Origin of the sequence: Streptomyces naganishii JCM 4654, assembly GCF_014650575.1 — a bacterium.
In the GTDB taxonomy this organism is placed as follows: domain Bacteria; phylum Actinomycetota; class Actinomycetes; order Streptomycetales; family Streptomycetaceae; genus Streptomyces; species Streptomyces naganishii.
Genome location: NZ_BMVF01000002.1, coordinates 1 through 25153, shown reverse-complemented (window position 1 = coordinate 25153; position 25153 = coordinate 1). Strand labels below are relative to the sequence as shown.

16 protein-coding genes, 1 tRNA gene and 1 riboswitch are annotated in these 25153 nt (G+C 74.3%); of the genes, 10 read left to right on the top strand and 7 right to left on the bottom strand.

Annotated features, from left to right (window positions below):
* The first annotated feature begins 202 nt into the window (after positions 1–202).
* From IE217_RS02905 to IE217_RS02890, 4 genes are all read left to right on the top strand, one after another.
* A complete protein-coding gene (locus tag IE217_RS02905; protein WP_190176107.1) occupies positions 203–1333 on the top strand; it encodes a dihydrofolate reductase family protein in 1131 nt (376 codons plus the stop codon).
* A gap of 67 nt (positions 1334–1400) precedes the next feature.
* Positions 1401–1474: transfer RNA gene (locus IE217_RS02900), tRNA-Met, on the top strand.
* A gap of 721 nt (positions 1475–2195) precedes the next feature.
* Positions 2196–2354, top strand: a riboswitch (cyclic di-AMP (ydaO/yuaA leader).
* Positions 2355–2365: 11 nt separating this feature from the next.
* A complete protein-coding gene (locus IE217_RS02895) occupies positions 2366–3400 on the top strand; it encodes a M23 family metallopeptidase (RefSeq protein WP_190176106.1) in 1035 nt (344 codons plus the stop codon).
* A 115-nt stretch (positions 3401–3515) separates the two neighbouring features.
* A complete protein-coding gene (locus IE217_RS02890; RefSeq protein ID WP_190176105.1) occupies positions 3516–4460 on the top strand; it encodes an aldo/keto reductase in 945 nt (314 codons plus the stop codon).
* 12 nt (positions 4461–4472) lie between these two features.
* Here IE217_RS02890 and IE217_RS02885 read toward each other — a convergent pair whose 3' ends face one another.
* The 4 genes from IE217_RS02885 to IE217_RS02870 form a co-directional block, all read right to left on the bottom strand.
* Positions 4473–5894, bottom strand: a complete 1422-nt coding sequence (locus IE217_RS02885) for a PrsW family intramembrane metalloprotease (protein ID WP_190176104.1) — start codon at positions 5892–5894, stop codon at positions 4473–4475.
* Between the two features lie 10 nt (positions 5895–5904).
* Positions 5905–6813: a tRNA (guanosine(46)-N7)-methyltransferase TrmB gene (gene trmB, locus IE217_RS02880; RefSeq protein ID WP_229864997.1), complete on the bottom strand. Its 909-nt coding sequence runs from the start codon at positions 6811–6813 to the stop codon at positions 5905–5907.
* Positions 6814–7198: 385 nt separating this feature from the next.
* On the bottom strand, positions 7199–8422 hold the full coding sequence (gene lhgD / locus IE217_RS02875; RefSeq protein WP_229865045.1) for an L-2-hydroxyglutarate dehydrogenase: 1224 nt from the start codon (positions 8420–8422) through the stop codon (positions 7199–7201).
* A gap of 133 nt (positions 8423–8555) precedes the next feature.
* Positions 8556–9980: an NsdA family TPR-like regulatory protein gene (locus IE217_RS02870; protein WP_190176102.1), complete on the bottom strand. Its 1425-nt coding sequence runs from the start codon at positions 9978–9980 to the stop codon at positions 8556–8558.
* A gap of 693 nt (positions 9981–10673) precedes the next feature.
* On the opposite strand from IE217_RS02870, the gene IE217_RS02865 reads away from it, so the two are divergent.
* Together IE217_RS02865 and IE217_RS02860 are read left to right on the top strand one after the other, a co-directional pair.
* On the top strand, positions 10674–12755 hold the full coding sequence (locus IE217_RS02865) for an asparagine synthase-related protein (protein WP_190176101.1): 2082 nt from the start codon (positions 10674–10676) through the stop codon (positions 12753–12755).
* Between the two features lie 388 nt (positions 12756–13143).
* Positions 13144–16356, top strand: a complete 3213-nt coding sequence (locus IE217_RS02860) for an ATP-binding protein (RefSeq protein ID WP_190176100.1) — start codon at positions 13144–13146, stop codon at positions 16354–16356.
* A gap of 140 nt (positions 16357–16496) precedes the next feature.
* On the opposite strand, the gene IE217_RS35045 is transcribed toward IE217_RS02860, so the two are convergent.
* A complete protein-coding gene (locus tag IE217_RS35045) occupies positions 16497–16622 on the bottom strand; it encodes a hypothetical protein (protein ID WP_268249124.1) in 126 nt (41 codons plus the stop codon).
* Between the two features lie 448 nt (positions 16623–17070).
* Entirely contained in the window at positions 17071–17847 is a 777-nt protein-coding gene (locus IE217_RS02855) for a TetR/AcrR family transcriptional regulator (protein WP_190176099.1), read from the bottom strand.
* Positions 17848–18243: 396 nt separating this feature from the next.
* Between IE217_RS02855 and IE217_RS02850 the strand changes: the two genes are divergently transcribed.
* The 3 genes from IE217_RS02850 to IE217_RS02840 all read left to right on the top strand — a co-directional run bounded on the left by IE217_RS02850 (position 18244) and on the right by IE217_RS02840 (position 22790).
* Positions 18244–19620 carry an NAD(P)/FAD-dependent oxidoreductase gene (locus IE217_RS02850; RefSeq protein ID WP_190176098.1) on the top strand — a complete coding sequence of 459 codons (1377 nt, stop codon included), beginning with the start codon at positions 18244–18246 and terminating at the stop codon, positions 19618–19620.
* Positions 19621–19917: 297 nt separating this feature from the next.
* Positions 19918–21852 (top strand): SpoIIE family protein phosphatase, encoded by a 1935-nt coding sequence (locus IE217_RS02845; protein WP_190176097.1) that lies wholly within the window; start codon positions 19918–19920, stop codon positions 21850–21852.
* Between the two features lie 122 nt (positions 21853–21974).
* A complete protein-coding gene (locus tag IE217_RS02840) occupies positions 21975–22790 on the top strand; it encodes a class I SAM-dependent methyltransferase (protein WP_190176096.1) in 816 nt (271 codons plus the stop codon).
* A gap of 104 nt (positions 22791–22894) precedes the next feature.
* Here the strand turns inward: IE217_RS02840 and IE217_RS02835 are convergent, their stop codons facing one another.
* Positions 22895–24160 carry an MFS transporter gene (locus IE217_RS02835; protein WP_190176519.1) on the bottom strand — a complete coding sequence of 422 codons (1266 nt, stop codon included), beginning with the start codon at positions 24158–24160 and terminating at the stop codon, positions 22895–22897.
* 134 nt (positions 24161–24294) lie between these two features.
* On the opposite strand from IE217_RS02835, the gene IE217_RS02830 reads away from it, so the two are divergent.
* Positions 24295–24843 (top strand): MarR family winged helix-turn-helix transcriptional regulator, encoded by a 549-nt coding sequence (locus IE217_RS02830; protein ID WP_190176095.1) that lies wholly within the window; start codon positions 24295–24297, stop codon positions 24841–24843.
* Positions 24844–25153: the final 310 nt, after the last annotated feature.

Below are 25153 nucleotides of genomic sequence, written 5' to 3'. Positions count from 1 at the left end.
AAGAGCTTGAGGTGACCGGCTTCGAGGTGTCCCAGCCGACGACCATCGAAGCCACCGCCTGACTCCGCCGAGGACCGCCGGGGACCGCCCGAGCCGCCGCGGGACCGCGCTGCCGGGCCCTCCGGCTCGCCCCCGGTTTCCCGGGCCCGCGGTGGGCCGGGAGGATGGGGGTGTCACCTGTCTGGCCAGAGAGAGCGCGCCGATGCCCCGTCCCTACGTCCTGCTGTCCGCCGCCGTCTCCCTCGACGGGTATCTGGACGACACCGGGCCCGAGCGGCTGCTGCTCTCCTCGCCCGCCGACTTCGACCGCGTCGACGAGGTGCGGGCGTCCGTGGACGCGATCCTGGTCGGCGCCGGCACCCTGCGCGCCGACAACCCGCGGCTGCTGGTGAACTCGCCCGGGCGGCGCGCCGCCCGCGTGGCCGCCGGGAAGCCGGAGTACCCGCTGAAGGTGACGGTCAGCGCCTCCGGAGAGCTGGACCCGGACGCGGTCTTCTGGCACACCGGCGGGGACAAGGCGGTCTACACGACCGACGCCGGCGCGCGCCGGCTGCGCGAGGCCGGGATCGCCGCCGAGGTCGTGCCGCTGGGCGCCGCGCTGGACTGGGCGCGGCTCCTGGAGCACCTGCACGACGTGCTCGGCGTGCGCCGGCTCATGGTCGAGGGCGGCGGGACCGTCCACACCCAGCTGCTCCAGCAGCGCCTCGCGGACGAGGTGCAGCTCGTGCTCGCCCCGCTGTTCGTCGGGGACGCGAAGGCGCCCCGGCTGTTCGGGCCGGGGGAGTACCAAGGAGGACGGCTGCGGCTGGTGGAGACCCGCGTCATCGAGGACGTGGTCCTCATGCGCTACGAGCCCACCGCCCCCGGCACCGGGTCCCTCGCCGTCCCCGCCGACCGGCACTGGCTGCGCGTCGCCTGCGAGCTGGCCGCGCAGTGCCCGCCGTCGCGGACCGCGTTCAGCGTGGGCGCGGTGGTCGTCGCCGCGGACGGCACCGAGCTGGCGCGGGGACACTCCCGGGAGGCCGGCGACCCGGTCACGCACGCCGAGGAGGCAGCCCTCGCCAAGGTCGACCCCGCCGATGCGCGGCTCGCGGGAGCCACCGTCTACAGCAGCCTCGAACCGTGCGCCCGACGCGCCTCCCGCCCGCGCCCGTGCGCCCGGCTGATTCTGGACGCCGGCGTGAGGAGAGTGGTCACCGCGTGGCGTGAGCCGGACACCTTCGTCCAGGGCGCCGACGGGACCGGAGTGCTGGCGGCCGGGGGCGCGGAGGTCGTCGTCGTACCGGAGTTCGAGGAGGCCGCCAAGGAGCCGAACCGGCACCTCGTGGGCTGAGCGGACCGGCCGGCGTTTATGTGGGCGCGAGCGCCCCCGAACATGGCGTACACTGGAATCACAACGACGCGGGGTGGAGCAGCTCGGTAGCTCGCTGGGCTCATAACCCAGAGGTCGCAGGTTCAAATCCTGTCCCCGCTACTGAAGGCCCAGGGCCGGAATCCGATCAAGGATTCCGGCCCTGGACGTTTTCCCTGGCCGTCCGGGGCCGTCCGGGTGCCTTCGGCCGGTGCGCGGGCCCTCATCAGGCGTGTCCCTCGTCACACCTTGTCATCCGGACGGCCACACCGACTCGCTGTCCGCGCCCGCTGCGGGAAACCTGGACGGCGGCAGCGAAATGGAGATGCGCGCCGCGGACGGCCTCCCGGCCGCAGGCCGGTGGTGGCGGCTCAGCTCCGCCGGGGCCTCGGCCCGCGCAACCGTCCGGTTCCTGCCCGCGCTGCTGCTCCTCGCCGGTGCCTGCTACGACCGCCTCACCCCCGCGAGCCTCACCGCGTCCCCCCTCGTCGCCGCGCCGCTGCTGTCCAGCCGGGCCGCGGTGCTCCCTTCTAAGACCCCGAACTCCGCCTCGCGGGCCGTGCGTTCGGCGATCCCCACGCCCTGCTCGCCGCCCTCGCGGCGGAGGTGCGCGGCACTGCGGGGGCGGGATGACGGACGACATGGCGCTTCTCGCCGTACGGCGGCGGGGTGGCCCGTTCGTTACCGGACTCTTGTCAACTCACCCGGGTTTCGCCGCTCATGGACGGTAAGTCCTGGCCAAAAAGGTTTAAGGATCAAGCCGAACGGCTTGGAATCGGTGCCTCCCCTCTATTAACGTTCGATAACGCAGCGCGGTCGTCCCAGCCGTCACAGAAGGCGGCTCCGTGCGCACGCGCCGAATCCCGCAAGGGAACCGGGGAACCACCGAATTGGGGTGAATCGGGCGTTGTCCGCCGTGTTGGCACGGCTGGCTTTACGCGCGTAGGAGACCTTCCCGCTCCGAACCCGTCAGCTAACCCGGTAGGCGAAACGGAAGGAAAGGAGCGCGCCCGAGTGGCGTCCAACCCGCCTGCCCCACAAGCCCCGTCCATGCCGAGCCAGCGGACCGGGACCTTCGCCTACGGCGACCGGCGTGACGACGAGGGCCCCTGGGAGGAGTGGAACCCCACCGAGGAGTCCCTCCGCCCGGCACGCGGCCGGCACCGCGTCAGCAAGCAGCGCGGCGGCGGGCTGGCCCGCAGCTCCACGGTCCTCGGCGTCGGCGTCATAGCCGCCGTCGGCGCGGGCGGCATGGCCAGCGCCAACACCGGCAAGCCGCCGGTGTCCATATCCCTGCCCGACCTGCCCTCCGTGGGCTCGCTGTTCGACGAGTCCCACGACGACGCCCCGCAGGGCTCCGCGACCGCGCTCAGCTCCGTGGGCGTGACCACCGCCGACAACGCCAAGGGCGCCGCCGACGCGGGCGAGGCGCTGCGCAACCGCATCATGGCCCAGGCCGAGCAGCAGCAGTCCCAGGTCGACACCAAGGCCGAGGCGGCCGCAGAGGCCGCCGCCGCGAAGCTCGCCGACGAGGCCGCCGCCAAGGCGGCCAAGGACGCGGAGGCCAAGGCCGCCGCCGCGAAGAAGCAGGCCGAGGCGGAGGCGGAGAAGAAGGCCGAGGCCGCCCGGCTGGCCGAGCTCGCCAAGCAGTACACGCTGCCCACTTCCTCGTACACCCTCACCGGGACCTTCGGCCAGCCCGGCTCCATGTGGTCCTCCGGCTACCACACCGGCCTGGACTTCGCCGCGCCCACCGGCACCCTGATCAAGGCCATCCACAGCGGCACCGTCACCGAGGCCGGCTGGGCCGGCGCCTACGGCTACCGCACGGTCCTGACCCTCGACGACGGCACCGAGCTGTGGTTCTGCCACCAGTCCTCGATCAGCGTCTCGGTCGGGCAGAAGGTCAGCACGGGCGAGGTCATCGGCCGCGTCGGCGCCACCGGCAACGTCACCGGCCCGCACCTGCACCTCGAGGTCCACCCGAACGGCCAGGCCACCGCCGTCGACCCGATGACGTGGCTGCGCGGCAAGGGCCTCAACCCCTGACACCCCGCACGCCCGGCCCCCGCCGGCACCGCCGTCCGGGGGTTTGCGCAACCTTTGCGGCAGTATGCGGCGCGTGCCGGAATGGGCCGTCCGGAAGCCGTTGTTGATGTTGTACATGACTTCCGTACGCAAGCTCGGCACATCCGACCTCGAGGTCTTCCCGCTCGCCCTCGGCGGCAACGTCTTCGGCTGGACCGCCGACCGGGAACAGTCCTTCGCCGTCCTCGACGCCTACACGGCGGCCGGCGGGAACTTCGTCGACACCGCCGACTCCTACTCGGCCTGGGTCGAGGGCAACAAGGGCGGCGAGTCCGAGACGATCATCGGCGAGTGGGTGCGGGCGCGCGGCAACCGCTCCGACGTCGTCATCGCCACCAAGGTCAGCCAGCACCCCGACTACCCAGGCCTGAGCGCCGCCAACATCAGGGCCGCCGCCGACGCCTCCCTCAAGCGCCTGGGCACCGACTACATCGACCTCTACTACACCCACTTCGACAAGCCCGAGGTGCCGGTCGAGGAGATCATCGGGGCCCTCGACGAGCTGGTGAGGGCGTGCAAGGTGCGGCACATCGCCGCCTCCAACATCTCCGCCGAGCGCCTGAAGGCCTCGCTGGACTTCTCCGAGAGGGAGGGCCTGGCCCGGTACGTGGCGCTCCAGCCGCACTACAACCTCGTCTCCCGCGACACCTACGAGGGCGACCTGCTCGACCTGGCCCAGCGCGCCGGTCTGGCCGCCGTGCCGTACTTCGCGCTCGCCTCCGGCTTCCTGACCGGCAAGTACCGGCCGGGTGCGAAGGTGGACAGCGCGCGGGCCGAGGGCGCCGCCAAGCACCTGGCGACCGAGCGCGGGCAGCGGGTCCTGGCCGCCCTCGACGAGGTCGCCCGCGCCCACGACGCCGAGGTCGCCACCGTGGCCCTGGCCTGGCTCGCGGCCCAGCCGACCGTGGCCGCCCCCATCGCCTCCGCGCGCACGGTGGAGCAGCTGCCCGCCCTGCTCGGCGTGGCCGATCTGCGGCTGACACAGGACGAGGTCGCCAGGCTGACGAACGCGTCGGCGTAGCGCCCGGGCCGCCTACGGCTGGGTGCGGTACGGGTTGTACGGGCCGTACGAGCCCTGCTGGGAGCCGTACGGCCCCGGCGGCGGCGCGTACCGGCCCTGAGCGGGGTGTACGGGGTGTACGGGGTGCACCGGATGCGGCTGGGCGCCGTACACCCCGTGCACCGGTCCGTGCACTGGCCCGTGCGCCGGCCACGGTGGCGCGGCCATCCGCATCGGGGGCGCGGTCATCCGGGCCGCGTGGTCCAGTGCCGGCTGCGCCGTCTCGCGCCTGCGCCACAGCTCGTGCAGCAACTGCTGCTCCCGCAGGACGAAGTCGGCGCCGGCCCGGCCCCGGTTGCCCCGGTGGCGCAGGAAGGCCAGGGAGGTGGCGTAGGCCTCGTACTGGGCCACGGTCCGCGCGGCCTGCCTGCCCAGGTGCCGGCGGGCGTACTCGCGGGCCAGCCTGCGGGCGCGCATGGAGCCGAGGGCGTACGGCTCGGCCGGGGTGAGCCAGCCGGCCGCCGTGTACGCGGGCAGCTCGGCGCGCACGGTCCGCAGTTCGCGCTGCCGGGTGGAGACGACCAGCCAGGTCAGCAGCCCGAACGCGGGCACCATGAAGGCGCCGTAGACCGCGAAGAAGCCGTACTCGCCGAAGGTGGACGAGCCGTTCCAGAAGGCGTGCATGCCCATCGCGAGCAGCAGGCCGGCCAGGGGGAACAGGATCCGGCGCAGGTGCTGGCGGTCCCCGGACAGCGCGGCCAGGCCGAAGCCGATGCCGGTGAGGACGGTGAACAGGGGGTGCGCGAACGGCGACATGATCACGCGCACGAAGAACGTCGCGGCGGTGACGGAGGCGATGCCCTGGCCGCCGCTCATCTGGTCGGTGCCGAAGGCGGTGCCGAGGTAGAGGATGTTCTCGGTGAACGCGAAGCCGGTCGCGGTGACGCCGGCGATGACGACCCCGTCGACGATGCCGGTGAAGTCGCGTCTGCGGAAGAGGAAGATCAGCAGGACCGCGGCGGCCTTCGCCGACTCCTCCACGATCGGGGCTATGACGGTCGCGCCGAGGGTGTCCGCGCTGGACGGGTCGGCGGTGGAGGTGGCTATCCAGCGGGTGGCGAAGCTGTTGGCGACGATCGCTATCAGCGCCGCCGCGCACGCCCCCCAGGCGAAGGCGAACAGCAGGTTCCGCCAGGGGCCGGGTTCGACCCGGTCCAGCCAGCGGAAGGCGGCCATCAGCAGCGGCACCGGCAGCACGGCCAGGCCCAGCCCCACCAGGAAGCCCTCGGTGCCGGTCTGCCGGCGCACCAGGGCGAGGATGACCAGCCCGGAGAGCGCCAGCAGGGTGATCAGGGCGCCGTAGCGCACCCATCGCCTCTGCCACCAGTGCGCGTGCCGGGGCCGGCCGCCGGGGGGAACGCTCGGACGTGTCGGGTACGGGGGACTGGTGGCCACGGCATTGACCCTAACGAGGGAGTGCGCCGCCCGCGACGGGGCCTGCCGAGGGGTCGGCGGGCGGCTCCGGAGTCCGGTCCTCGTGCGGTACGCGGCGGAAGAGCAGATCGTTCACCACATGACCCTTGTCCAGTCCCTGGCCCTCGAAACGGGTCAGCGGCCGGAACCCGGGACGGGGTGCGAAACCCCCGTCGGGGCGGGTGTTCTCGAAGTCGGGGTGCGCGGTCAGCACCTCGAGCATCTGCTCGGCGTACGGCTCCCAGTCGGTGGCGCAGTGCACGGTCGCCCCGGGGCGCAGCCGGGTCGCGGCCAGCGTGAGGAACTCGGGCTGGATCAGCCGCCGCTTGTGGTGCCGCTTCTTGGGCCAGGGGTCGGGGAAGTAGACGCGCAGCCCGTCGAGGGAGTCGGGGGTGAGCATCTCGCGCAACAGGATGATCGCGTCGCCGTTGCCGACGCGGACGTTGGTGAGCGCGTTGCGGTCGGCCAGGCTCAGCAGGTTGCCCTGGCCGGGCGTGTGCACGTCGACGGCGAGGATGTTGGTGTCCGGGTCGGCGGCGGCCATCTGCGCGGTGGCCTCCCCCATCCCGAACCCGATCTCCAGCACGACCGGGCGGGTGTTCCCGAACAGCTCGGCGAGGTCGAGGACCCGCTGACCGTCGATGTCCAGCCCCCACTTGGGCCACAGCCGTTGCAGGGCGTCGGCCTGGCCCGTGGTCACCCGGCTGCGCCGCGGCTGGAAGCTGCGGATCCGCCGCTCGAAGTGCGAGCCGGCCGGATCGGCGCGCGGCCCGTCGGGAAAGCGCGGCTCCCCCTTGGCCCTGGTGTGCCGGACGGGCACTCCGGGGGCGTGCGGGGGCTGCTCGCCGGGTGCGGGACGCGCGGCTCCGGGAGCTTCGGGGGTGTTGAGGGAGTCAGACACAGTGGACCCGATTTTACGGCCCGAGCGCATCGTCCGGTCCGGGGTCAGGCGGCGGGCGCCGTCCGGTCGGGGGGCGGGCGGTGGGCATCGTCCGGTCCGGGGTCGGTGGGCAGGTGCCGTCCGGTTCGGGGTCAGGCGGCGGGCGCCGTCCGGTCGGGGGGCAGGCGGCGGGCATCGTCCGGTCCGGGGTCGGTGGGCAGGTGCCGCCCGGTCAGGGGGCAGGCGGCCGGTGCCGTCCGGTGGGGGGCAGGCGGCGGGCGCCGTCCGGTCCGGGGTCGGTGGGCAGGCGCCGCCCAGTCCGGGGTCAGGCGGCCGACGTCGTCCGGTCGGGCGGTGGGTGCCGCTCGGTCAGCGGTCAGGCGGCGGGCATCGCCCGGTCCCGGGGTCAGTCCGTCGACGCCAGCGCGGCCAGCGCTCGCCGGGCCACCTCGCGGCCGATGGGCAGGCAGGCCGTGGCCGCGGGCGACGGCGCGTTGAGGACGTGCACCGTGCGGGCGCCCTCGCGTATCAGGAAGTCGTCCACCAGCGTCCCGTCCCGCAGCACCGCCTGCGCCCGGACCCCGGCCGCCGCCGGCACCAGGTCGTCGGCCGTCACCGCGGGCAGCAGTCTGCGCACGGCCGTAGTGAAGGCGCTCTTGGACATGGACCGCCGCAGCTCCCCTACCCCGTACCGCCAGTGCCGGCCGGCCATGTGCCAGGAGCCGGGCCAGGTGAGCGTCCCGGCCAGCTCCCGGGGACGTACGGTCCCCCAGCCGTACCCCTCCCTGGCCAGGGCCGGCACCGCGTTGGGCCCGATGTGGACGCCGCCGTCGATCCCGCGCGTGAGGTGCACGCCGAGGAAGGGGAACGCCGGGTCCGGCACCGGATACACCAGGCCCCGCACCAGATCCGGCCGCGCCAGCTCGTAGTACTCGCCACGGAACGGCACGATCCGCATGCCCGGTTCGTCCCCGGTCAGCCGGGCCACCTCGTCGCAGTGCAGACCGGCGCAGTTGACCAGCACGCGCGCGCGTACGACCTCGCCGCGGGCGGTTTCCACGGCCACCCCGAGCTCCGGTCGCCGGTCCACGCGGGCCAGGCGCGCCCCGTAGCGGATGTCGGCGCCGGAGGACCCGGCCAGCTGCCGGGCCACGCCCACGAAGTCGCAGATCCCGGTGGTGCCGACGTGGATGGCGGCCAGGCCCCGCACCTCCGGCTCGTACTCCGCGATCTGGGGGGCGCCCAGCTCGCGCACCGGAATGCCGTTCTCCCGGCCGCGCTGCACCAGGGCGTGCAGGCGGGGCAGCTCGTCCCGCCCGGTCGCGACGATCAGCTTGCCGGTGACGGCGTGCGCGATGCCGTACTCCGCGCAGAACTTGACCATCTCGGCGGCGCCCCGCACCGCGTACCTGGCCTTCAGGGAGCCGGGGCGGTAGTAGATCCCGCTGTGGATCACCCCGCTGTTGCGGCCGGTCTGGTGGCGGGCGGGGCCCGGCTCCTTCTCCAGCACGGTCACGCGTGTGCCCGGCGCGGCGCGCGTGATCGCGTACGCCGTCGACAGCCCGACGATCCCGCCACCGATCACCAGCACGTCGCAGTCGTATGCGATCTTTGGCCGCACCTGCTCCACCTCCCGGCTTCGATAGTGCACTGCGCCACTGACAATGCCCTCAAACCGGCAGGCAGGCCAGAGGCCCCCGCGCCCGGCGGAAGCCGGACGGGGGGGCCTCCCGTCCCGCACGGCGGGCGGGACCGCCGCCGGATCAGGCCGGGGCCATCAGGAGCGGGCGGGCCCGCTCCCGCAGCTCCACCACGCGCGGCTCGTCGCCGTAGGGCTCCAGCCGGTGCAGCAGGTCCTTGACGTACTCCGTGGTGCGGGCCGAGGAGATGCGGCCGGCGACCTCCACCGCGCGCTCCCCCTGCTCGCAGGCCGCGTCGAGGTTGCCCGACTCCAGCTCGGCGACCGCCGAGACCACCAGCCGCAGGCCGTGCGAGCGCACGAACTCCTCCGTTGGCTTGGACAGCGCCTGCTCGGTGAAGCGGCGGACCTGGCGCGGAGCCTTCAGGTCGCGGTAGCACTCGGCGGCGTCGGCGGCGAACCGGTCGTAGCCGTAGAAGCCCAGCCACGTCGGGTCGTTGTCGCCCTCGCGCGAGCGCTCCAGCCAGCCCTCGGCGGCCTTCAGGGCCGCGCCGGCCGCCTGGGCGTCGCCCGCGCGTGCGTGCGCGCGTGCCTCGACGAGACGGAAGAAGCTCATGGTGCGGGCCGTGGCCAGCCCGCGGTTGCGCTCCAGGGCGGCCTGCGCGAGGTCGACGCCCTCGTCGCCGAATCCGCGGTAGGTGGCCTGGAGGGACATGGAGGCGAGCACGTACCCGCCGAGGGGGACGTCCGCCGCGGCGCGGGCCAGGCGCAGGGCCTGGATGTAGTAGCGCTGGGCGGCCTCCTGCTGGCCGGTGTCGAACGCCATCCAGCCCGCCAGGCGCGTCAGTTCGGCGCTCGCGCCGAACAGGGCGCGGCCCACCTCGTCGGAGTACGAGCCGAGCAGCAGCGGAGCGGCCTCCACGCGTAAACACTCGGGCACCATCGACGAACGCCAGTCGCCGCCCCCGTACTTGGAGTCCCAGCGCCTCGCGTCCTCCGCGGCCTCCCGCAGTTTCTGCACATCGCTGTGGCCGACTTTGATCGGTGCGCCCGAGCCGTCGCTCCCGCCCGCCTCGCGCGCCACCGAGCTGTCGGCCGGGGTTATCAGCCAGCGGGAGGCGGGCGTCGCGTACGCGGTCACCGCGAAGGAGCCGGCCAGCGACTGCCAGATGCCGCCGGAGCCGGCCCTGCGGCCCGCCAGGTCCAGCCGGTACAGCTCCGTGGCCGACCGGACCGCCTGGCCGACGTCTCTGGGGAAGGCGAGGCCCACTTCGGGTGCGGGATCCGCGTCCGCCAGGCCGATCTCGTGGAGCGGCACCGGGCGGCCGAGCTTCTGTCCGATGGCGGCCGCGATCAGGTGCGGCGCGGCGCCCTGCGGCACCATGCCCTTCGACACCCAGCGCGCCACGGAGGTCTTGTCGTAGCGAAGTGTCAACCCGCGTTGGGCGCCAAGGTCGTTGACGCGGCGCGCGAGTCCTGCGTTGCTGATTCCCGCGAGGGCGAGAACGGCGCCGAGTTTTTCGTTCGGCCCGCGTTGCTCCCTGGACATGCGCCACCCCTCGACACAGACGGCTGCCGCCGTGGCATAAGCACGCGGCATTCGTAAACCCAGCGTAGTTCGCCGCATCCCAAGCGTTAAGGGGCATTCCGCCGGATGGCGGGATTGTGGCCCGCACGGAAGTACGGGCCCTGCACGCAGGGTTGCGGCGTGCTCCTGACGTGTGGCCGTGCGCCCGTCCGTGCGCTCTACTCCGGCCATCGCGGAAGGGGTTCCATGGCGGTGCGTGGGTCGGCCCGCTGTACTGGATCCAGTGGGCTGGGGGACACCGCCGCCTTCATCCCCGCGGGCGGCGGAACGGTCCGGGAGGCGAACTCCGCCTCCCGGGCTGCGCGTTGTCCGCGCTCGGCGCGGACCATGTACGGAGCGTGCGCAGCCCTGTTCCCCCAACGGCTATTTGGCCGAAAACCGACCCCGCTTTCCGCCGCCGAATGCGGCTCCTACCACGGCACTTGACGGCGCGAACGGTGTTGAGGGGAGCGCATCAGGGGGCGCATTCACGTCGCAGCGGCCTTGCCCAGTACGGCGGTTCGCCAACTCGCGGACAGGCGCGCGAGGGCGCGTTCGGGGGAGCGAAGGCGGCTCCGCCTCCCCTCCGGCGCGCGTCCTTCGTGGCAGCATGGTGACCCGGTTCGTGCGGTGCACTGGTGGTCCACAGTCCGTGGAAAGTCCGTGGAGGCGTCGATGCGGTGGTTGGTGGGATGGAGCAGCACCGCCGCGGGGGCCGCCGGGGCTGGATCGGCAGGCGCCACCGGACACGACGGTGAGACCCTGCACCCGGTGGGCTCCCAGCTCCTGTGGGGCGACCCGGACCCGCTGTGGGCGGTCGGCGACTGGCGCCCCGACGAGGTCCGCCTGATCACCGTCGACGCGCAGACCCGGATCGCCGTGCTCGGCGTCTGCGGCGCCTCCGACGAACAGCTGCGCGTCGGGCTGCTCGCCGCGCGCGGCGGCGCCCTGCGGCACCTGACCGCCTGGTCCGGCAGCTACACGGCCGTCGTCCAGGTGGGCCGGCGCGTCACCGTCTGTGGCGACCTCGCCGGCGCGCGCCCGGTCTTCCACACCCCCTGGGCCGGCGGCACCGCCTACGCGACCGCCGCGCTCCCGCTGGCCGACCTCATCGAGGCCAACCTCGACTTCGGGCACCTGGCCGCCCTGCTCGCCGCCCCCGACGTACCGGCCGCGCTGCACGACTCCACGCCGTACGAGGGCGTACAGCGCGTTCCGCCGGGGCACGCCCTGATCCTGCGGGCGGGGGCGCGCGAGGTCGCCGGCTACGAGCCGGTCGCCTCGCTGGCGGTCGCGGCCCCCGCCGCCGACCCCGACAGCGCCGTCGACGCGGTGCGCGACGCGCTGGTCGAGGCCGTGCGCGCCCGGCTCTCCGCGCCGCGGCACGTGCCCGACATCGACCCCGGACCCGTGCCCGGCATGGGCCCGGCCGAGCGCCGGGCCGCCCGCGGGATGCCGGTGCCCGGCATCGGCGCCGACCTGTCCGGCGGGCCGGCCTCCGGGACGCTCGCGCTGCTCGCGGCGGGGCTTCCCGGCGTGCCGGGCACGCTGCTCGGCCACGGCACGGGCGCGGGTGAGCGGCTGCTCGCCGTCACCTTCAACGACCTCGCCGTCGCCGGGCGCGAGGCCGAGCTGGAGCGGGCCGGGGCGCTCGCCGCCAACCCCCGGCTGCACCACGTGGTGGTGACCGGCGGGGAGGACGTGCTGCCGTACGCCGACCTGGACGGGCCGCTGACCGACGAGCCCGGGCCCTCGCTGGTGACCGCGGCCCGCCACCGCGCGCGCCTGGCCGCCGGCAGTGCGGACCACTTCACCGGGTACGGCGCGCGCCAGGTGCTCGACGCGCATCCCGCGCGGCTCGCCGATCTGCTGATGGACCGCAAGCGCAGGCACCTGGTGCGGCCGGTGGCCGCGCTCGCCCGCGCGGACGGGTCGGTCACCGTCCCCGCGCGCGTGTACGGCGCGGCGCGGCGGCTCGCGCGCACGCCGTACCGGTCCGGGCTCGAAGGGCTCGCGGAGCGGCTGATGCACCGGCGCTTCGACGAGCCCGGCGGGGCGGTCGGGGCGTCCCTGGCCGCGCTGACCTGGGCGAGACCCGGGCCGGCCGCGCGGTGGGTGACCGGGGAGGCGCTGGCTGAAGTATCGGTTCGCCTGCAGCGTGCGACCGGGCGGGCACAGCTCGTGGGGCCCGGGCAGCGGCCCGGTGACCATCGCGCGCGTGCCGCGCTGACGCGGCAGGCCGCGGATCTGCGCGTGCTGGAGCAGGCGGTGGAGATCCGGTCGCAGCGGCTGCACGCGCCGTTCCTCGACAACCAGGTCGTGCGGGCCTGCCGGGCCCTGCCGGAGGCGCTGCGGGTGCAGCCGGGGGCGCGGGGGGCGATCCTGCGTACGGTGCTGGAGGGGGCCGGGGTGGGGGAGCTGCCCGCCGGGTGGGGGGCGCCCTCGCACGCGCCGACGGCGGTCGCGGCGCGGACCGGGCTGCGGGTGGCGGTGGACGGGCTGATCGACCTGTTCGGGGCGCCGTTGCTCGCGGAGGCGGGGCTGGTGGAGGCGCGGGTGGTGCGGAAGGCGTTGCGGGGGGCGGCGGAGGGGGAGGCGCTGCCGCTGGACGGGCTGGCGGATCTGGTGTCGCTCGAGGTGTGGCTGCGGAGGTTGCTCGCCCGGCGGGGGACCTGCTGGACGGGGACGCCTGGGCGGGCCCGGGCCGTGCCCTCCGGGGTCGCGCCTCGGCGGGGGGCGTTGGCCTCCGGCGGGTGACGGGATCGGTTGCCTGGGGGCGTTGGCCGGGTGCGGGGCGTGGTTCGGTCGCGGTGCGGTGGCCGGGTGCGGGCCGTGGTTCGGTCGCGGTGCGGTGGCCGGTTGTGGTCCGTGGTTCGGTCGCGGTGCGTTGGCCGGGTGCGGTGCGTGGTGCGGTGGCCGGGTGCGGTGCGTTGGCCGGGTGCGTGCGGTGCGGTGCGTTGTGGGGCGGGGCCGTGGGGGCGTGTCCAGCCCGCCGCACGTGGGACGTACTGCTGTGAGTCGAGTGGTTGGTGTCGGCAGCGACTGCTGTACGCGGCGGGCTGTGACGCGCCCCCACGGCCCCTTCCGCCGTCTCGCTCGTGCGGCTTTCGTCGTGGTGCCGGGTGTGGGTTGGGAGAATCGGGGCGTGCGGTACAGGGTGCTGGGGGTTGCCCAGGTGGAGGACGACCGGGGCGGCCTTGTGGCCGTGGGTGGGCCTCGGGTGCGGGGGTTGCTTTGTGCGCTTGCCTCGCGGCCGGGTTCGGAGGTGCCGGCGCGGGTGCTGGTCGACGAGGTGTGGGGGGAGGCGCCGCCGGAGGACGCGGTGGCGGCCCTTCAGGCGCTCGTGGGGCGGTTGCGGCGGAGTGTGGGGAAGGACGCGGTGGCGTCGGGGGCGGGCGGGTACCGGCTCGTCGCGGGCAAGGACGACGTCGATGTGTTCGTCTTCGAGCGGCTGGTGCGGGAGGGTGCGGCCGCGCTCGGGCGGGTGGATGCGCGGGAGGCCCTGCGGCTGTTCGAGCGGGGGCTCGGGTTGTGGCGTGGGGGCGCGCTCGTCGATCTGGCCGATCGGTCGGCCGGGGCCCGGTTCGAGGCGCTGTGGCTGGAGGCGGTCCGGGGGCGGGCCGGGGCGTTGCTGGCGCTGGGGCGGGCTCAGGATGTCGTGGCGGAGTTGACGGAGCTCGCGGCCGGTCATCCGTATGACGAGCCGTTGCACGCCCTGCTGGTGCGCGCTCTGCGTGACTGCGGGCGGGGGGCCGAGGCGCTGGCCGCGTACGAGGGTGTGCGGCGTGCGCTTGCCGGGGGGCTCGGTACGGATCCGGGGGCGGAACTGCGGGCTCTGCACGCGGAGTTGCTGGCGCCGGTTGCCCGGGGTGCCGTGGGGCGCGTCAATATTCGGCCGCGGCTTACCTCTTTCGTGGGGCGGGAACCCGAGCTGGCCGCCATCCGTTCCGAATTGCACAGGGCCCGTCTCGTCACGCTCACCGGACCGGGCGGCTCAGGGAAGACCCGTCTCGCCGAGGAAGCCGCCGCCGGGCTGCCGGAGGCGTGGCTGGCCGAGCTGGCGCCGCTCGACCGGCCGGGGGCGGTGCCGGGTGCGGTGGTCAGCGCGCTCGGGCTGCGGGAGACCGTGCTCATGGGCAACGACCTGGCGGCCTCGCAGGACGATCCCGTAGCCCTGCTCGTCGAGTACTGCGCACAGCGCAGCGGACTCCTGGTCCTTGACAATTGCGAACATGTCATCGGTGCGGCCGCCGACCTCGCCGAGACGCTGCTCACCCGCTGCCCGGGGCTCACGATCCTCGCCACCAGTCGTGAACCCCTGGGCGTCCCGGGCGAGTCGGTGCGGCCGGTCGAGCCCCTGCCGCCCGAGCACGCGCACCGGCTCTTCGCGGAGCGCGCCGCCGCCGTACGTCCCGACGGGGGTGGCTCGCTCGACGAGGAGGCCGTCGCGGAGATCTGCCGGCGGCTGGACGGCCTCCCGCTGGCCATCGAGCTGGCCGCCGCCCGGCTGCGGCTGCTCACGCCCCGGCAGATCGCCGACCGGCTCGACGACCGCTTCCGCCTCCTGACCGCCGGCAGCCGTACGGTCCTGCCCCGCCAGCAGACCCTGCGGGCCGTCGTCGACTGGTCCTGGGACCTGCTCGACGCGCAGGAGCGGACGGTGCTTCGCGAGGTGTCCGTCTTCGCGGGCGGCTGGGACCTCGCCGCGGCCGAGGCCGTGTGCACCGGCCCGGTGGCCGACCTGATCGGGGCGCTCGTCGACAAGTCCCTGGTCGTGGCGGCGCCGGGGCCGGACGGCGGCATGCGGTACCGCATGCTGGAGACCATCCACGAGTACGCCGTCGAGCGCGCTGCCGAGGTCCCGGAGGTGCGGGCGGCCGCCGAACGCCGGCACCGCGCGTGGGTGCGCGCGCTCGCCGGGGAGGCGGAGCCGCAGCTGCGCTCCGCCGGGCAACTGCCGTGGATCGCCCGCCTGGAGACCGAGCTGGACAACGTCCGCGCGGCCCTCGACCGCGCCCTCGCAGCCGGGGACGAGGCGGAGGCCGGTGACCTCGTCATCGCCATGGGCTGGTTCTGGTGGCTGCGCAACTATCGGCGCGAGGCGGTGGAGTGGGTCCGGCGCGTGCTGCGCATGGCGGCCCCGCCCGGCTCGCCGGACCCGGTGGACGACCTGCTCTCCGTACCGGAGGAGGCGGCGGACGACCCGCGGTACGGGCAGCGGATGGAGCTGCGGCTGTTTCACCTGTTCCTCACGTCCGAGTCGGAGCAGGGGGACTGGGTGCGCGACGAGCGCTTCCAGCACTATGTCGCCCGGGTGCGGGCCGCCTTCGAGAGCGGCGGCCCGCGCGCGGCGCGCATGCCCGGCGTCATCTGGCCGCTGACCGTCCACTACGCCGGCGGCCCGGCCGAGGTACGGCCCGCCCTGGACGCGGCCGTCGCCAACTGCCGTACGTACGGCGGGGACTGGGAGCTCGGTGTCACTCTGATGTTCCGCGCCCACATGGTCGTCGACTCCCCCGGCAACCTGCGGGGCGTCGACGACGACCTCGCGGAGCTGCGGCAGCTCAGCCGGCGCGTGGGCGACCGCTGGATGCGCGCGCAGGTGTGCAGCGCGGCCGGGGAGGCCGCCATGGCGCGCGGCCGGTTCGCCGAGGCGCGCGGGGAGTACGAGGAGGCGTTGCGCCTCGCCCACGAGGTGGGCGCGCACACGGAGTCGCCGTTCCTGCTCGCGCGGCTCGCCGAGATCGCCTACCGCTCCGGTGACCGGACCGCCGCCCTGGCCACCCTGGACGACGCGAGTGCGGCGGCCGAGCGCCATGCCGTCGTGGACTCAAGGGCGTTCGTGCATCTGCTGCGCGCCCAGCTCGCGCTGGACGACGGTGACGTGGCCGGTGCCCGGGCGCAGTGCGACGCGGCCCACGCCGAGGCGCGGCGGGGCTCCCCGCCGCCGCAGTTCGAGGCGGTGCTGACCGGCGTCGACGCCCTGGTCACGGCCCGGGAGGACGGTCCGGCGAGTGGGCTGCCCATGCTCGCGGACGCGCTGCGCACCGCCGTCGAGCGGCGGTGTTCGGAGGTGGTCACGACGGCCCTGCTGGACATGGCGGCCGAGCCGCTTGCCCTGCTCGGCGACCTGCCGCACGCGGTGCGTCTGCTGGCCGCCGCCGACCGGCGGCGCGAGGGCCGCCCGCGGCCCATGCCGGAGCGCGCGCACGCCGAGCGGATCGAGGCCACCGCCCGCGCGGGACTCGCCCCCGACCGCTGGGCCGCCGAGCGCGACCGGGGCGCCGCCCTCACCATGGACGTGATCCTGGACGAGCTCGCCGAGGCCGCGCGGGTCCACCTCGCCACTCGCAGGTGAACCCCCGACTCGGCCCAGTCCGCGAGCGTCACCGCGTATAAGACACGCGGTGCTTTGGCAGTCGGCCGCAGCTCCTCGCGGGCCCTGGCGGCCGCGGCGCCTCGACGGTCGGCCGCAGCTCCTCGCGGGCCCTGGCGGTGCTACAGCTCCTCGTAGGCCGTGTCGTCCCCTGCGCGGATCCGCGTGACCAGCCCCGCGTTGGAGGGCGCCCGCCCCGCTGCCACGGGCGGCCCGTCGTCGTCCCGGCGCGAGCGCGGGGTCGGCATGCCCGTCGGTGGCTCGGCGGGTTCGCCTTGGTGCTGCGTCTGCCGTGGGCGGTCCGTCGTCGTGCCCGCGCTCGCGCCGGGTCGGCATGCCCGTCGGCGGTTCGGCGGATCCGCCCTCGCCCGGCGCCTGCCGCGGCGGGCCCTCGTCGTCCCCGCGCTCGCGCCGCGCCGGCACGCCCGCATGCCCGCCGGTGGCTCGGCCGGTTCGCCCTGGCGCGGCGCCGGCTGTGGGCGTCGCCCGCGCGTGTGCGCCTCGCCGTCGCCGAGGGGCGCGCCGCGCCCGTCAACGCCCGTCGCGGGAAGCCCCCGCAGCAAGCCCAGCAGAGACCCGATGGCCCGGTCAGAGGGCCACGCCGTCCTGCGCGGGGGACCGGCTCGCGGGGACCGTCCACTCGTCCGTGGGGCTTGCCGCGGCGGACTCCGTGCCGTTCGCCCTCGCGGAGAACGCTCAGGCGGGCCGCGACCGCAGGCCCTCCAGCAGGATCTCCAGCAGCCGTGCCGACGCGGCCGCCTGCTGGGCCGCGTCCGGAAGGGAGGGCGCCGCCGTCGCGATGACCAGCAGCACGTCGGAGACCGACACGTCCGGCCGCAGTTCGCCCGCCGCACGCGCCCGTTCCACGAGCCGGCCCACCACGTCGAGCAGCGTCGCCGCCCCCGTGTCGTCGTCCGCCTCCGGGGCGAGCGCCGCCGGCTCGTCGGACACCAGCCTCAGCTCACCGGCCTCGGGCTGGGTCCGCTGCTGCGGCACCCGCCGCTCGGCCGTCTCCTCGGCAGGGTCCTCGCCGACGCCCACCCGCAGCACCTGCGGCGGCAGCAGCCGCCCGGCGCCGGAGGCCACCGACGTGCGCAGGAAACGGGAGAGCGCCGACCACGGCTCGTCCTCCTGGCCCAGCGCGGCCCGCGCCTGCTCGGTCAGCCGGGACGTCTCCTCCTCGGCTATCCGCCGCACCAGGACGTCCTTGCTCGGAAAACGCCGGTACACCGTGCCGACGCCGACCCGCGCGCGGCGCGCCACGTCCTCCATCGGCGCGCCGTAGCCCAGCTCGCCGAAGACCTCGCGCGCCGCCCTCAGCACGTGCTCGAGATTGCGCTGTGCGTCCACCCGCAGCGGTGCCGTACGCGAGGACCGGCCCTCGTCACCGCGCCCGCCCCCCGCCGTCGCGCTCATCGCGGCGCCACCGGCGATGGCGGACGCGGTCGACCAATGAGTGTCCTGAATGTGCATAACTGATCCCCCGGTAATGACGTCTCCCCCCGGAGACTCTCCCCGTCACTGAACGCGGGATGCACACAGCGGGGACCGTGCGCGACCGCGCCCGCCTGCCGGATCCGGTGGGACCCCACGGACTCGCTCGACAACATCCCCTACACCCCGTCGACACACGAACATAGTTGAGCGGGGGTCAATTCAGAAGGGGCAGGTTCCGCACGGAGCGCCCCCCGATCGGAGTACGGGCCGTATACGTCCGGATAACGCCCCCTTCCGCACCCCGGCCCACCCTCGCTGACCTGCGCTCCTTCCGCGAACTCGGGTAATTCGGCCAACCCGGGACGGCGATGGCCGACGGTCACACAAACTGCCGGGGCTGTGGACAAACGGCAGCGCCGGGTGCGTCATGGGATGGTGAAGGAACGTGCGCGCATTCTCGTTGTCGGCGGCGGCTACGTCGGGATGTACACGGCGCTGCGACTGCAGCGGCGGATGAAGCAGGAGCTCAGGCGGGGCGAGATCGAGATCACGGTCGTGACGCCCGACCCCTATATGACGTATCAGCCGTTCCTGCCCGAGGCGGCCGCGGGCGCCATCTCCCCCCGCCACGTGGTCGTACCCCTGCGTCGCGTCCTCGACCAGTGCCACATCGTCGTCGGCGAGGCGACCTCCATCGACCACGCGCACCGCACCGCGACCCTCACCACCCTCGCCACCGAGGAGAGCGGCGGCACCGAGAAGCTGACGTACGACGAACTCGTCCTCGCCCCTGGCTCCGTCGCGCGCACCCTGCCCATCCCGGGCCTGATCGACTACGGCATCGGCTTCAAGACCATCGAGGAGGCCATCGGCCTGCGCAACCACGTGCTGGAGCAGATGGACATCGCCTCCTCCACCCGCGACCCCGAGATCCGCGACGCGGCCCTGACCTTCGTCTTCGTCGGCGGCGGATACGCGGGCACGGAGGCGCTCGGCGAGCTGGAGGACATGGCCCGCTACGCCGCGCGCTACTACCACAACGTCAAGCCCGAGGACATGAAGTGGATCCTCGTGGAGGCCTCCGACCGGATCCTGCCCGAGGTCGGCGAGGAGATGGGCCGCTACACCGTGGCCGAACTGCGCCGCCGCAACATCCAGGTGCTGCTCGGCACCCGCCTGGAGTCGTGCGCCGACCGGGTGGCCGTCCTCAGCGACGGGCAGCGCTTCCCCACCCGCACCCTCGTGTGGACCGCCGGCGTCAAACCGCACCCGGTCCTCGCCGCCACCGACCTGCCGCTGAACGGCCGAGGCCGGCTCAGGTGCACCGCCCAGCTGACGGTGGACGGCGTCGACCACGCCTGGGCCGCGGGCGACGCCGCCGCCGTCCCCGACGTCACCTCCGCCGAGCCCGGCAAGGAGACCCCGCCCAACGCCCAGCACGCGGTGCGCCAGGCCAAGCTCCTCGGCGACAACATCGCGCACCGGCTGCGCGGCGAGCCCCTGGAGACGTACGCGCACAAGTACGCCGGTTCCGTCGCGTCGCTCGGACTGCACAAGGGCGTCGCCCAGGTCTACGGGCGCAAACTCAAGGGCTGGCCCGCCTGGTTCATGCACCGCACCTACCACCTCAGCAGGGTGCCCACCTTCAACCGCAAGGCCCGGGTGGTCGCCGAGTGGACGCTGGCGGGGCTGTTCAAACGGGAGATCGTCTCACTGGGTTCGCTGGAACACCCCCGCGCGGAGTTCGAACTCGCCGCCGGTGGAAAGCATCCTCTCGACCCGAACATCAACCCGAAAGGGTCGTCCTGACCGGACCGGGGAACTCCACCGGGCGCCCCGGCGTCCCACGGATACCGGCCATCCGGCCCGGTACGGCCCGTTGAGGCCCTCCGGTGGGCCCGGCCGGACCGGCCGCACTGCCAGACTGGTCCCCGACCGCCGGCGGGCAACCGCACGCAGGCGACAGCCCGCGCGGGCGGCAGGCTTTGACGCATAACCGCTGTGCCGCACCCGCGGGGCGGTAAGAATGTGCGGTCACCGCCGCGCGGCCCCAGATCCCCGGCCGGGCCGGAGCCGGCCTGAGACGACGACACGAGGCAAGGATTCGTGAACTTCACGCGCTGGAGCGCCCGGCTCCCCGGAATCCCCGGAACGCAGCGCCGCGCCGCAGCGCGGACCGATCTCACGGCCACCGCCCTGGACCGCCGGGCGGACGGCTCCGTGCCGGCGGCCCGCGCCGGACAACTGACCGACGGGACAGGGCCCGTGCCCGCCGTCGACGGGCTGCCCGCGCGGGACGTCCTCGACCGCGTGCCGGCCCTCGTCGCCCTCGTGCACGGCCCGGACCACCGCGTCGCCTACGTCAACGACGCCTATACCGCCGCCTTCGGGCCCCGGCCGCACGGCGAGCCCGCGCGCGAGGCCCTGCCCGAACTGCGCGAACTGGGCCTGCTCCCGCTCCTCGACCAGGTCCTGCGCAGCCGCAGGCCGCGCACCCTCAAGTCCCGCAAGGCCACGGACGGCCGCTGGTACACCTTCACCTGCACCCCGGCCGGCGCCCCGGACCACGACCCGCGCGGGACCACCGCCACGGACACACGCGGGACCCCGGCCACGGACCCGCGCGGGGTCGCCACCACCCCGCGGGCGACCGCCGTCCCCGACGCGCACGAGACGGGCAGCGACCCGTGCGGGGCGACCGCCGAGCCGAGCGGCACCGGCATCGACCCGCGCGGAACCGCCTCCGACCCGCGCGGAACCGCCTCCGAAACGCGCGGTACGGGCAGCGACCCGCACAGTGCGGCCAGCGACCCGCGCGGGACCGGCCCCGGCGTCCTCGTCTTCGCCACCGACGTCACCGACCACGCCGAGGCCGCCGAGCGGCTGCGCGCCAGCGAGCGCCGGCAGCGCGAGACCGCGGTCACCCTCCAGCGCTCGCTGCTGCCCCAGGTCCTCGAACAGCCCGACGACCTGCGCATCGCCGCCACCTACCAGCCCGGTGGCACCGAGGCAGCGGTCGGCGGCGACTGGTACGACGTCATCACCCTCGGCGGCGGCCGCACCGCCCTGGTCATCGGCGACGTGATGGGCCGAGGCGTGCGAGCCGCCGCCGTCATGGGCCAGCTCCGTACGGCCGTCCGCGCCTACGCCCGCCTCGACCTCCCCCCGCACGAGGTCCTCCAGCTCCTCGACGGCCTCGCCTCCGAGATCGACGCCAACCAGATCGCCACCTGCGTCTACGCCGTCCACGACCCCAACGAGGGCCGCCTGGTGTACGCGTCGGCGGGGCACCTGCCGATCCTGGTCCGCGACGACAACGGCACGGTGCTGCGCGCCGACGAACCCACCGGCCCGCCGCTCGGCACCGGCGGCTGGATCCACGCCTCCGGCTCGGTCCCGCTGGGCCCGGGCTCCATGGCCGTCCTCTACACCGACGGCCTGGTCGAGCGCCGCGACGAGGACCTCGACGAGGGCATCGCCGCCCTGGAGCGCGCCCTCGCCGGCGCCACCGGCACCCCCCAGGTCGTCTGCGACCGCCTGGTCCGCTCGGCGGGCGTCCAGGCCGACCACTACGACGACGTCGCCGTACTCGTCCTGCAGCACCCCGCCCGCACCGGCCCGGACGGCGAACGGTTCCGCAACGCGGCCCTCGAACTGCTCGGCGGCGTCGAAGCCGCCCCCCGCGCCCGCGCGTTCGCCTCCGGCGTCCTGACCAGCTGGCGCTTCCCCGCCGACCTGCACGACCTGGGCGTCCTCGCCGCCAGCGAACTGGTCGCCAACTCCCTCCAGCACGGCACCCCGCCCATGCGCCTGCGGCTGCGCCGCACCGACCGCCGCCTCATCGTCGAGGTCACCGACGGCGACGACCACCTGCCCAGGCGCCGCCGCGCCGAACCCGGCGACGAGTCCGGCCGGGGCATCGCCATCGTCGCCACCATCGCCTCCAACTGGGGCTCCCGCAGGACCCCGGGCGGCGGAAAGGCGGTGTGGTGCGAGTTCGCCCTCCCGGCCGGAGCCCAGCCCCGCACGGGCCACGCCTGACGCAGCCACACGGGTGCTGGGCAGGTACGTCACGGGTGCTGGGCGGGTACGTGCGGGGCATGACGGGTGCGGCGAGCGCGCGGCGGCTGGGCGAACCCGGCGCGCGGTGCTAGTAGCTCACCATGGCTGACGCATCCGGGTTCCAACTCAAGGGCAGCGCTCCCGAGCGCTACGAGCAGTCCGTCGCGCCGATCATGGCGCCCTTCGTCACCGCGCTCCTGGAAGCCGTGGACCTCTACCCCGGCGCCACCGTCCTGGACCTCGCCTGCGGCACCGGCATCGCCGCCCGCACGGCCGCCGCCCAGGTCGGCCCGGCCGGGCGCGTCTTCGGCGCCGACATCAACGAGGGCATGCTGAAGGTGGCCGAGGCCCGCCACCCGCGCATGTACCCCGACATCGAGTTCACCGTGGCCTCCGCCGACCGGCTCCCCTATCCGGACGCCACCTTCGACGCGGTGGTCTGCCAGCAGGGCGCCCAGTTCTTCCCGGACCTCGACGCCGCCCTGGCCGAGGCCGCCCGCGTCACCCGCGCGGGCGGCCGTTTCGCCGCCACGGTCTGGGCGGACCGCTCGCTGTGCCCGTACTTCGCCGCGCAGTACGAGGTCATCAAGGACTACGGCGGTCAGCAGGCCGCCGAGAGCTTCGCCGCCGTCTCGGCGCTGACCGCCGACCGCCTCACCACCGCCCTGCGGACAGCCGGCTTCAAGGACCCGGCGGCCCGCGAGGTCACCTTCGGCATCACGCTGCCCCCGCCCGCCGAGTACGCCCCGGCCCAGCTCTCGGTCCTGCCCTGGGGGCAGGACATCCTCGACGCCCACGGCGAGGAGACCCTGGCCGAGGCGGGCCGCGCGGTGGCCGACCGCCTCGCCGACCGCACCGCGGCCGACGGCACGGTCACCCTCCCCTTCACCACGATCCTCGCCACAGCGGTCCGCTGACGGGGGACGCGCCTCCGCGCGCCCCCAAAGGCCCGACGGGAACGCCGAGGCGGCCGCCGTCCGAAGACGACGGCCGCCCCCGCGAGCCCACGCCCGCCTCACGCCTACGCGCTGACCGGCTCCGTGGCCGCACCACCGCGCGCCACCACCCGGCTCCGCGCGCCCCACGGATGATCCTGTACGGCGGTGAGTCCACGCCCCAGCCGCAGCGCCAGCACGGTGATGCCCAGCGAGAACAGCAGGAACGTCGCCACGTACGGCCCCGGCAGCGAGGCCGCCAGCGGACCGCCCACTGCGGGGCCCACGGCCAGCGCGAGCTGCTTCACCAGGGCGAAGGCGGAGTTGTACTGCCCCGCCATCCCGTCCGGCGCCAGATCGGCCACCAGCGGGGCGACGGTCGGCGACAGCAGCGCCTCACCGAGTCCGAACAGCGCGTACGTCGACACGAACGCGGCCGTGGCCATCGCACGGCTGCCGTGCCCGAGCCCCGCGTACGCGGCCACCGTCCAGGCCAGCGCCCAGATCAGCCCCACGGCCGCGATGACACGGGACCGCCGCCGGCGCTCCACGAACCGCAGCACGGCGAACTGCGCCACCACGATCATCAGCGTGTTCGCGGCCAGTGCCGTACCCAGCGCCGACGTCGAGATCCCGGCGGCCTCCACGCCGTACGCGCTCAGCCCGGACTCGAACTGTCCGTAGCAGGCGAAGAACAGCACGAAGCCCAGCACGCACAGCTGCACCATGGCCCGGTTGCGCGCCAGCTGCCGCCAGCTGTCCCGCGCCGAGCGCCCGGCCTGCGCCGGCGCGTCCTCGATGCGTGGCGAGTGCGGCATCCGCACGGTCGACATCAGCACCACCAGCAGCAGGAACACCGCCGCCTCGATGGCGAAGAGCAGGGTGAAGGAGGAGACGCGCGTGGTGTCGACGAGGTGACCGCCGATGAGGCCGCCGACCCCGAGCCCCAGGTTCTGGAGGAAGAACTGCATGGCGAACGCCCGCGAACGGGTCTCCGAGGTCGAGCAGTCCACGATCATCGTCGCCAGCGCCGGCTGCATCACGGCCTGCCCGGCCCCGAGCGCCGCCGCCGACGCCAGCACCGAGACGGCCCCACCCGCGAGCCCCAGGCTCAGCGCGCCGAGCGCGGCGGTGGCCAGGGCGGTGAGCAGGACCGGCAGCGGGCCGCGCCGCACGATCGCCCTGCCGGCGAACGGCAGCACGATCAGCGCGGCCACGGCGAAGACGGCGAGGACGAGCCCCGCCGTCATGGCTCCCAGACCCCGCACCTGCGCCACATAGACGTACAGGTAGGGGACGGTGAAGCCCAGCCCGAACGCGCTGAGTGCGTTGCCCACGTGGATCCGGCGCATCGCTGCGCCCATCGCCCTGGTCACGTTCACCTCTCTCACTAGTTAGCCATGAAGGCTTAGAAGCTAAAGTTCGATACTAAAGAGTACACAGCGAAGGACTTCGAGGCAAAGTGAGGTCGTGCCATACTGCGGCAATGGGCGACACCCCCGGCCCCAGCGAGCCGACACTCGAAGAGCAGATCGCCGCGTACCAGCGCGAGTTCCAGGACCTCGACCCCCAGGTCGAGAAGATCGTCAACGCGCTGTCCCGTCTGAACCGCCGGATGAACGTCGCCTACGGCCGCCAGACCGCCGAACTCGGCATCAGCAACGCCGACTGGGAAGTCCTGAAGGCGCTGGTCCTCTCCGGCGCCCCCTATCAAATGGGCCCCAGCGACCTCGCCAAGCGCCTCGGCCTGACGCCGGCCGCCATGACCCACCGGATCGACCGCATGGTCACCGAGGGGCTGGTCACCCGCGAGCGCGACGAGAGCAACCGGGTGCGCGTGATCGTGGAGCTGACTACGGCCGGCCGCGAGAAGTGGCTGGAGGCGATGCGCCTCGCCACCGTCTTCGAGGCGGACCTCCTCCAGGACCTCTCCCCGGCCGAGCGCACCGCCCTCGGTGATGTCCTCATCCGCCTCCTGCGCAGGGTGGAACACGCTCAGCCGGACGCCGGCGGCCGCCTCACCGACCTGGACTGAAGATCCTGGCCGGGGGTGGTTGACAGCGCCTGCCCCGGTCCGTAGAGTTCTTCGGGTTGTCACGGGACCGGAACGGTTCTGCGGCGACACCTCCCGCCGCACGAGCGGCACTCCAAAACCTCTGCACGACCTCCCAGTGGGAACGATTTCGGCATGTCCGAATTCAATTCCGATCCCCGAATCGGCCTCGATTTGGGAAACACGGAGAGAGTCCGCTAAGGTTTGGAACGTCGGAACGGCCCAACGACCGGGAAGACAAACCCCGCTGACTGGGGATCAGGTCGAGAAAAGATCTGATAGAGTCGGAAAC

What these genes read in the sequence shown, in the direction of transcription:
- IE217_RS02905 (WP_190176107.1), top strand. Translation starts at nt 203, where the DNA reads ATGCCCCGTCCCTACGTCCTGCTGTCCGCCGCCGTCTCCCTCGACGGG.
- IE217_RS02890 (WP_190176105.1), top strand. Translation starts at nt 3,516, where the DNA reads ATGACTTCCGTACGCAAGCTCGGCACATCCGACCTCGAGGTCTTCCCG.
- IE217_RS02870 (WP_190176102.1), bottom strand. Translation starts at nt 9,980, where the DNA reads ATGTCCAGGGAGCAACGCGGGCCGAACGAAAAACTCGGCGCCGTTCTC.
- IE217_RS02865 (WP_190176101.1), top strand. Translation starts at nt 10,674, where the DNA reads ATGCGGTGGTTGGTGGGATGGAGCAGCACCGCCGCGGGGGCCGCCGGG.
- IE217_RS35045 (WP_268249124.1), bottom strand. Translation starts at nt 16,622, where the DNA reads ATGCCGACCCCGCGCTCGCGCCGGGACGACGACGGGCCGCCCGTGGCA.
- IE217_RS02855 (WP_190176099.1), bottom strand. Translation starts at nt 17,847, where the DNA reads ATGCACATTCAGGACACTCATTGGTCGACCGCGTCCGCCATCGCCGGT.
- IE217_RS02850 (WP_190176098.1), top strand. Translation starts at nt 18,244, where the DNA reads ATGGTGAAGGAACGTGCGCGCATTCTCGTTGTCGGCGGCGGCTACGTC.
- IE217_RS02840 (WP_190176096.1), top strand. Translation starts at nt 21,975, where the DNA reads ATGGCTGACGCATCCGGGTTCCAACTCAAGGGCAGCGCTCCCGAGCGC.
- IE217_RS02835 (WP_190176519.1), bottom strand. Translation starts at nt 24,160, where the DNA reads ATGCGCCGGATCCACGTGGGCAACGCACTCAGCGCGTTCGGGCTGGGC.
- IE217_RS02830 (WP_190176095.1), top strand. Translation starts at nt 24,295, where the DNA reads ATGGGCGACACCCCCGGCCCCAGCGAGCCGACACTCGAAGAGCAGATC.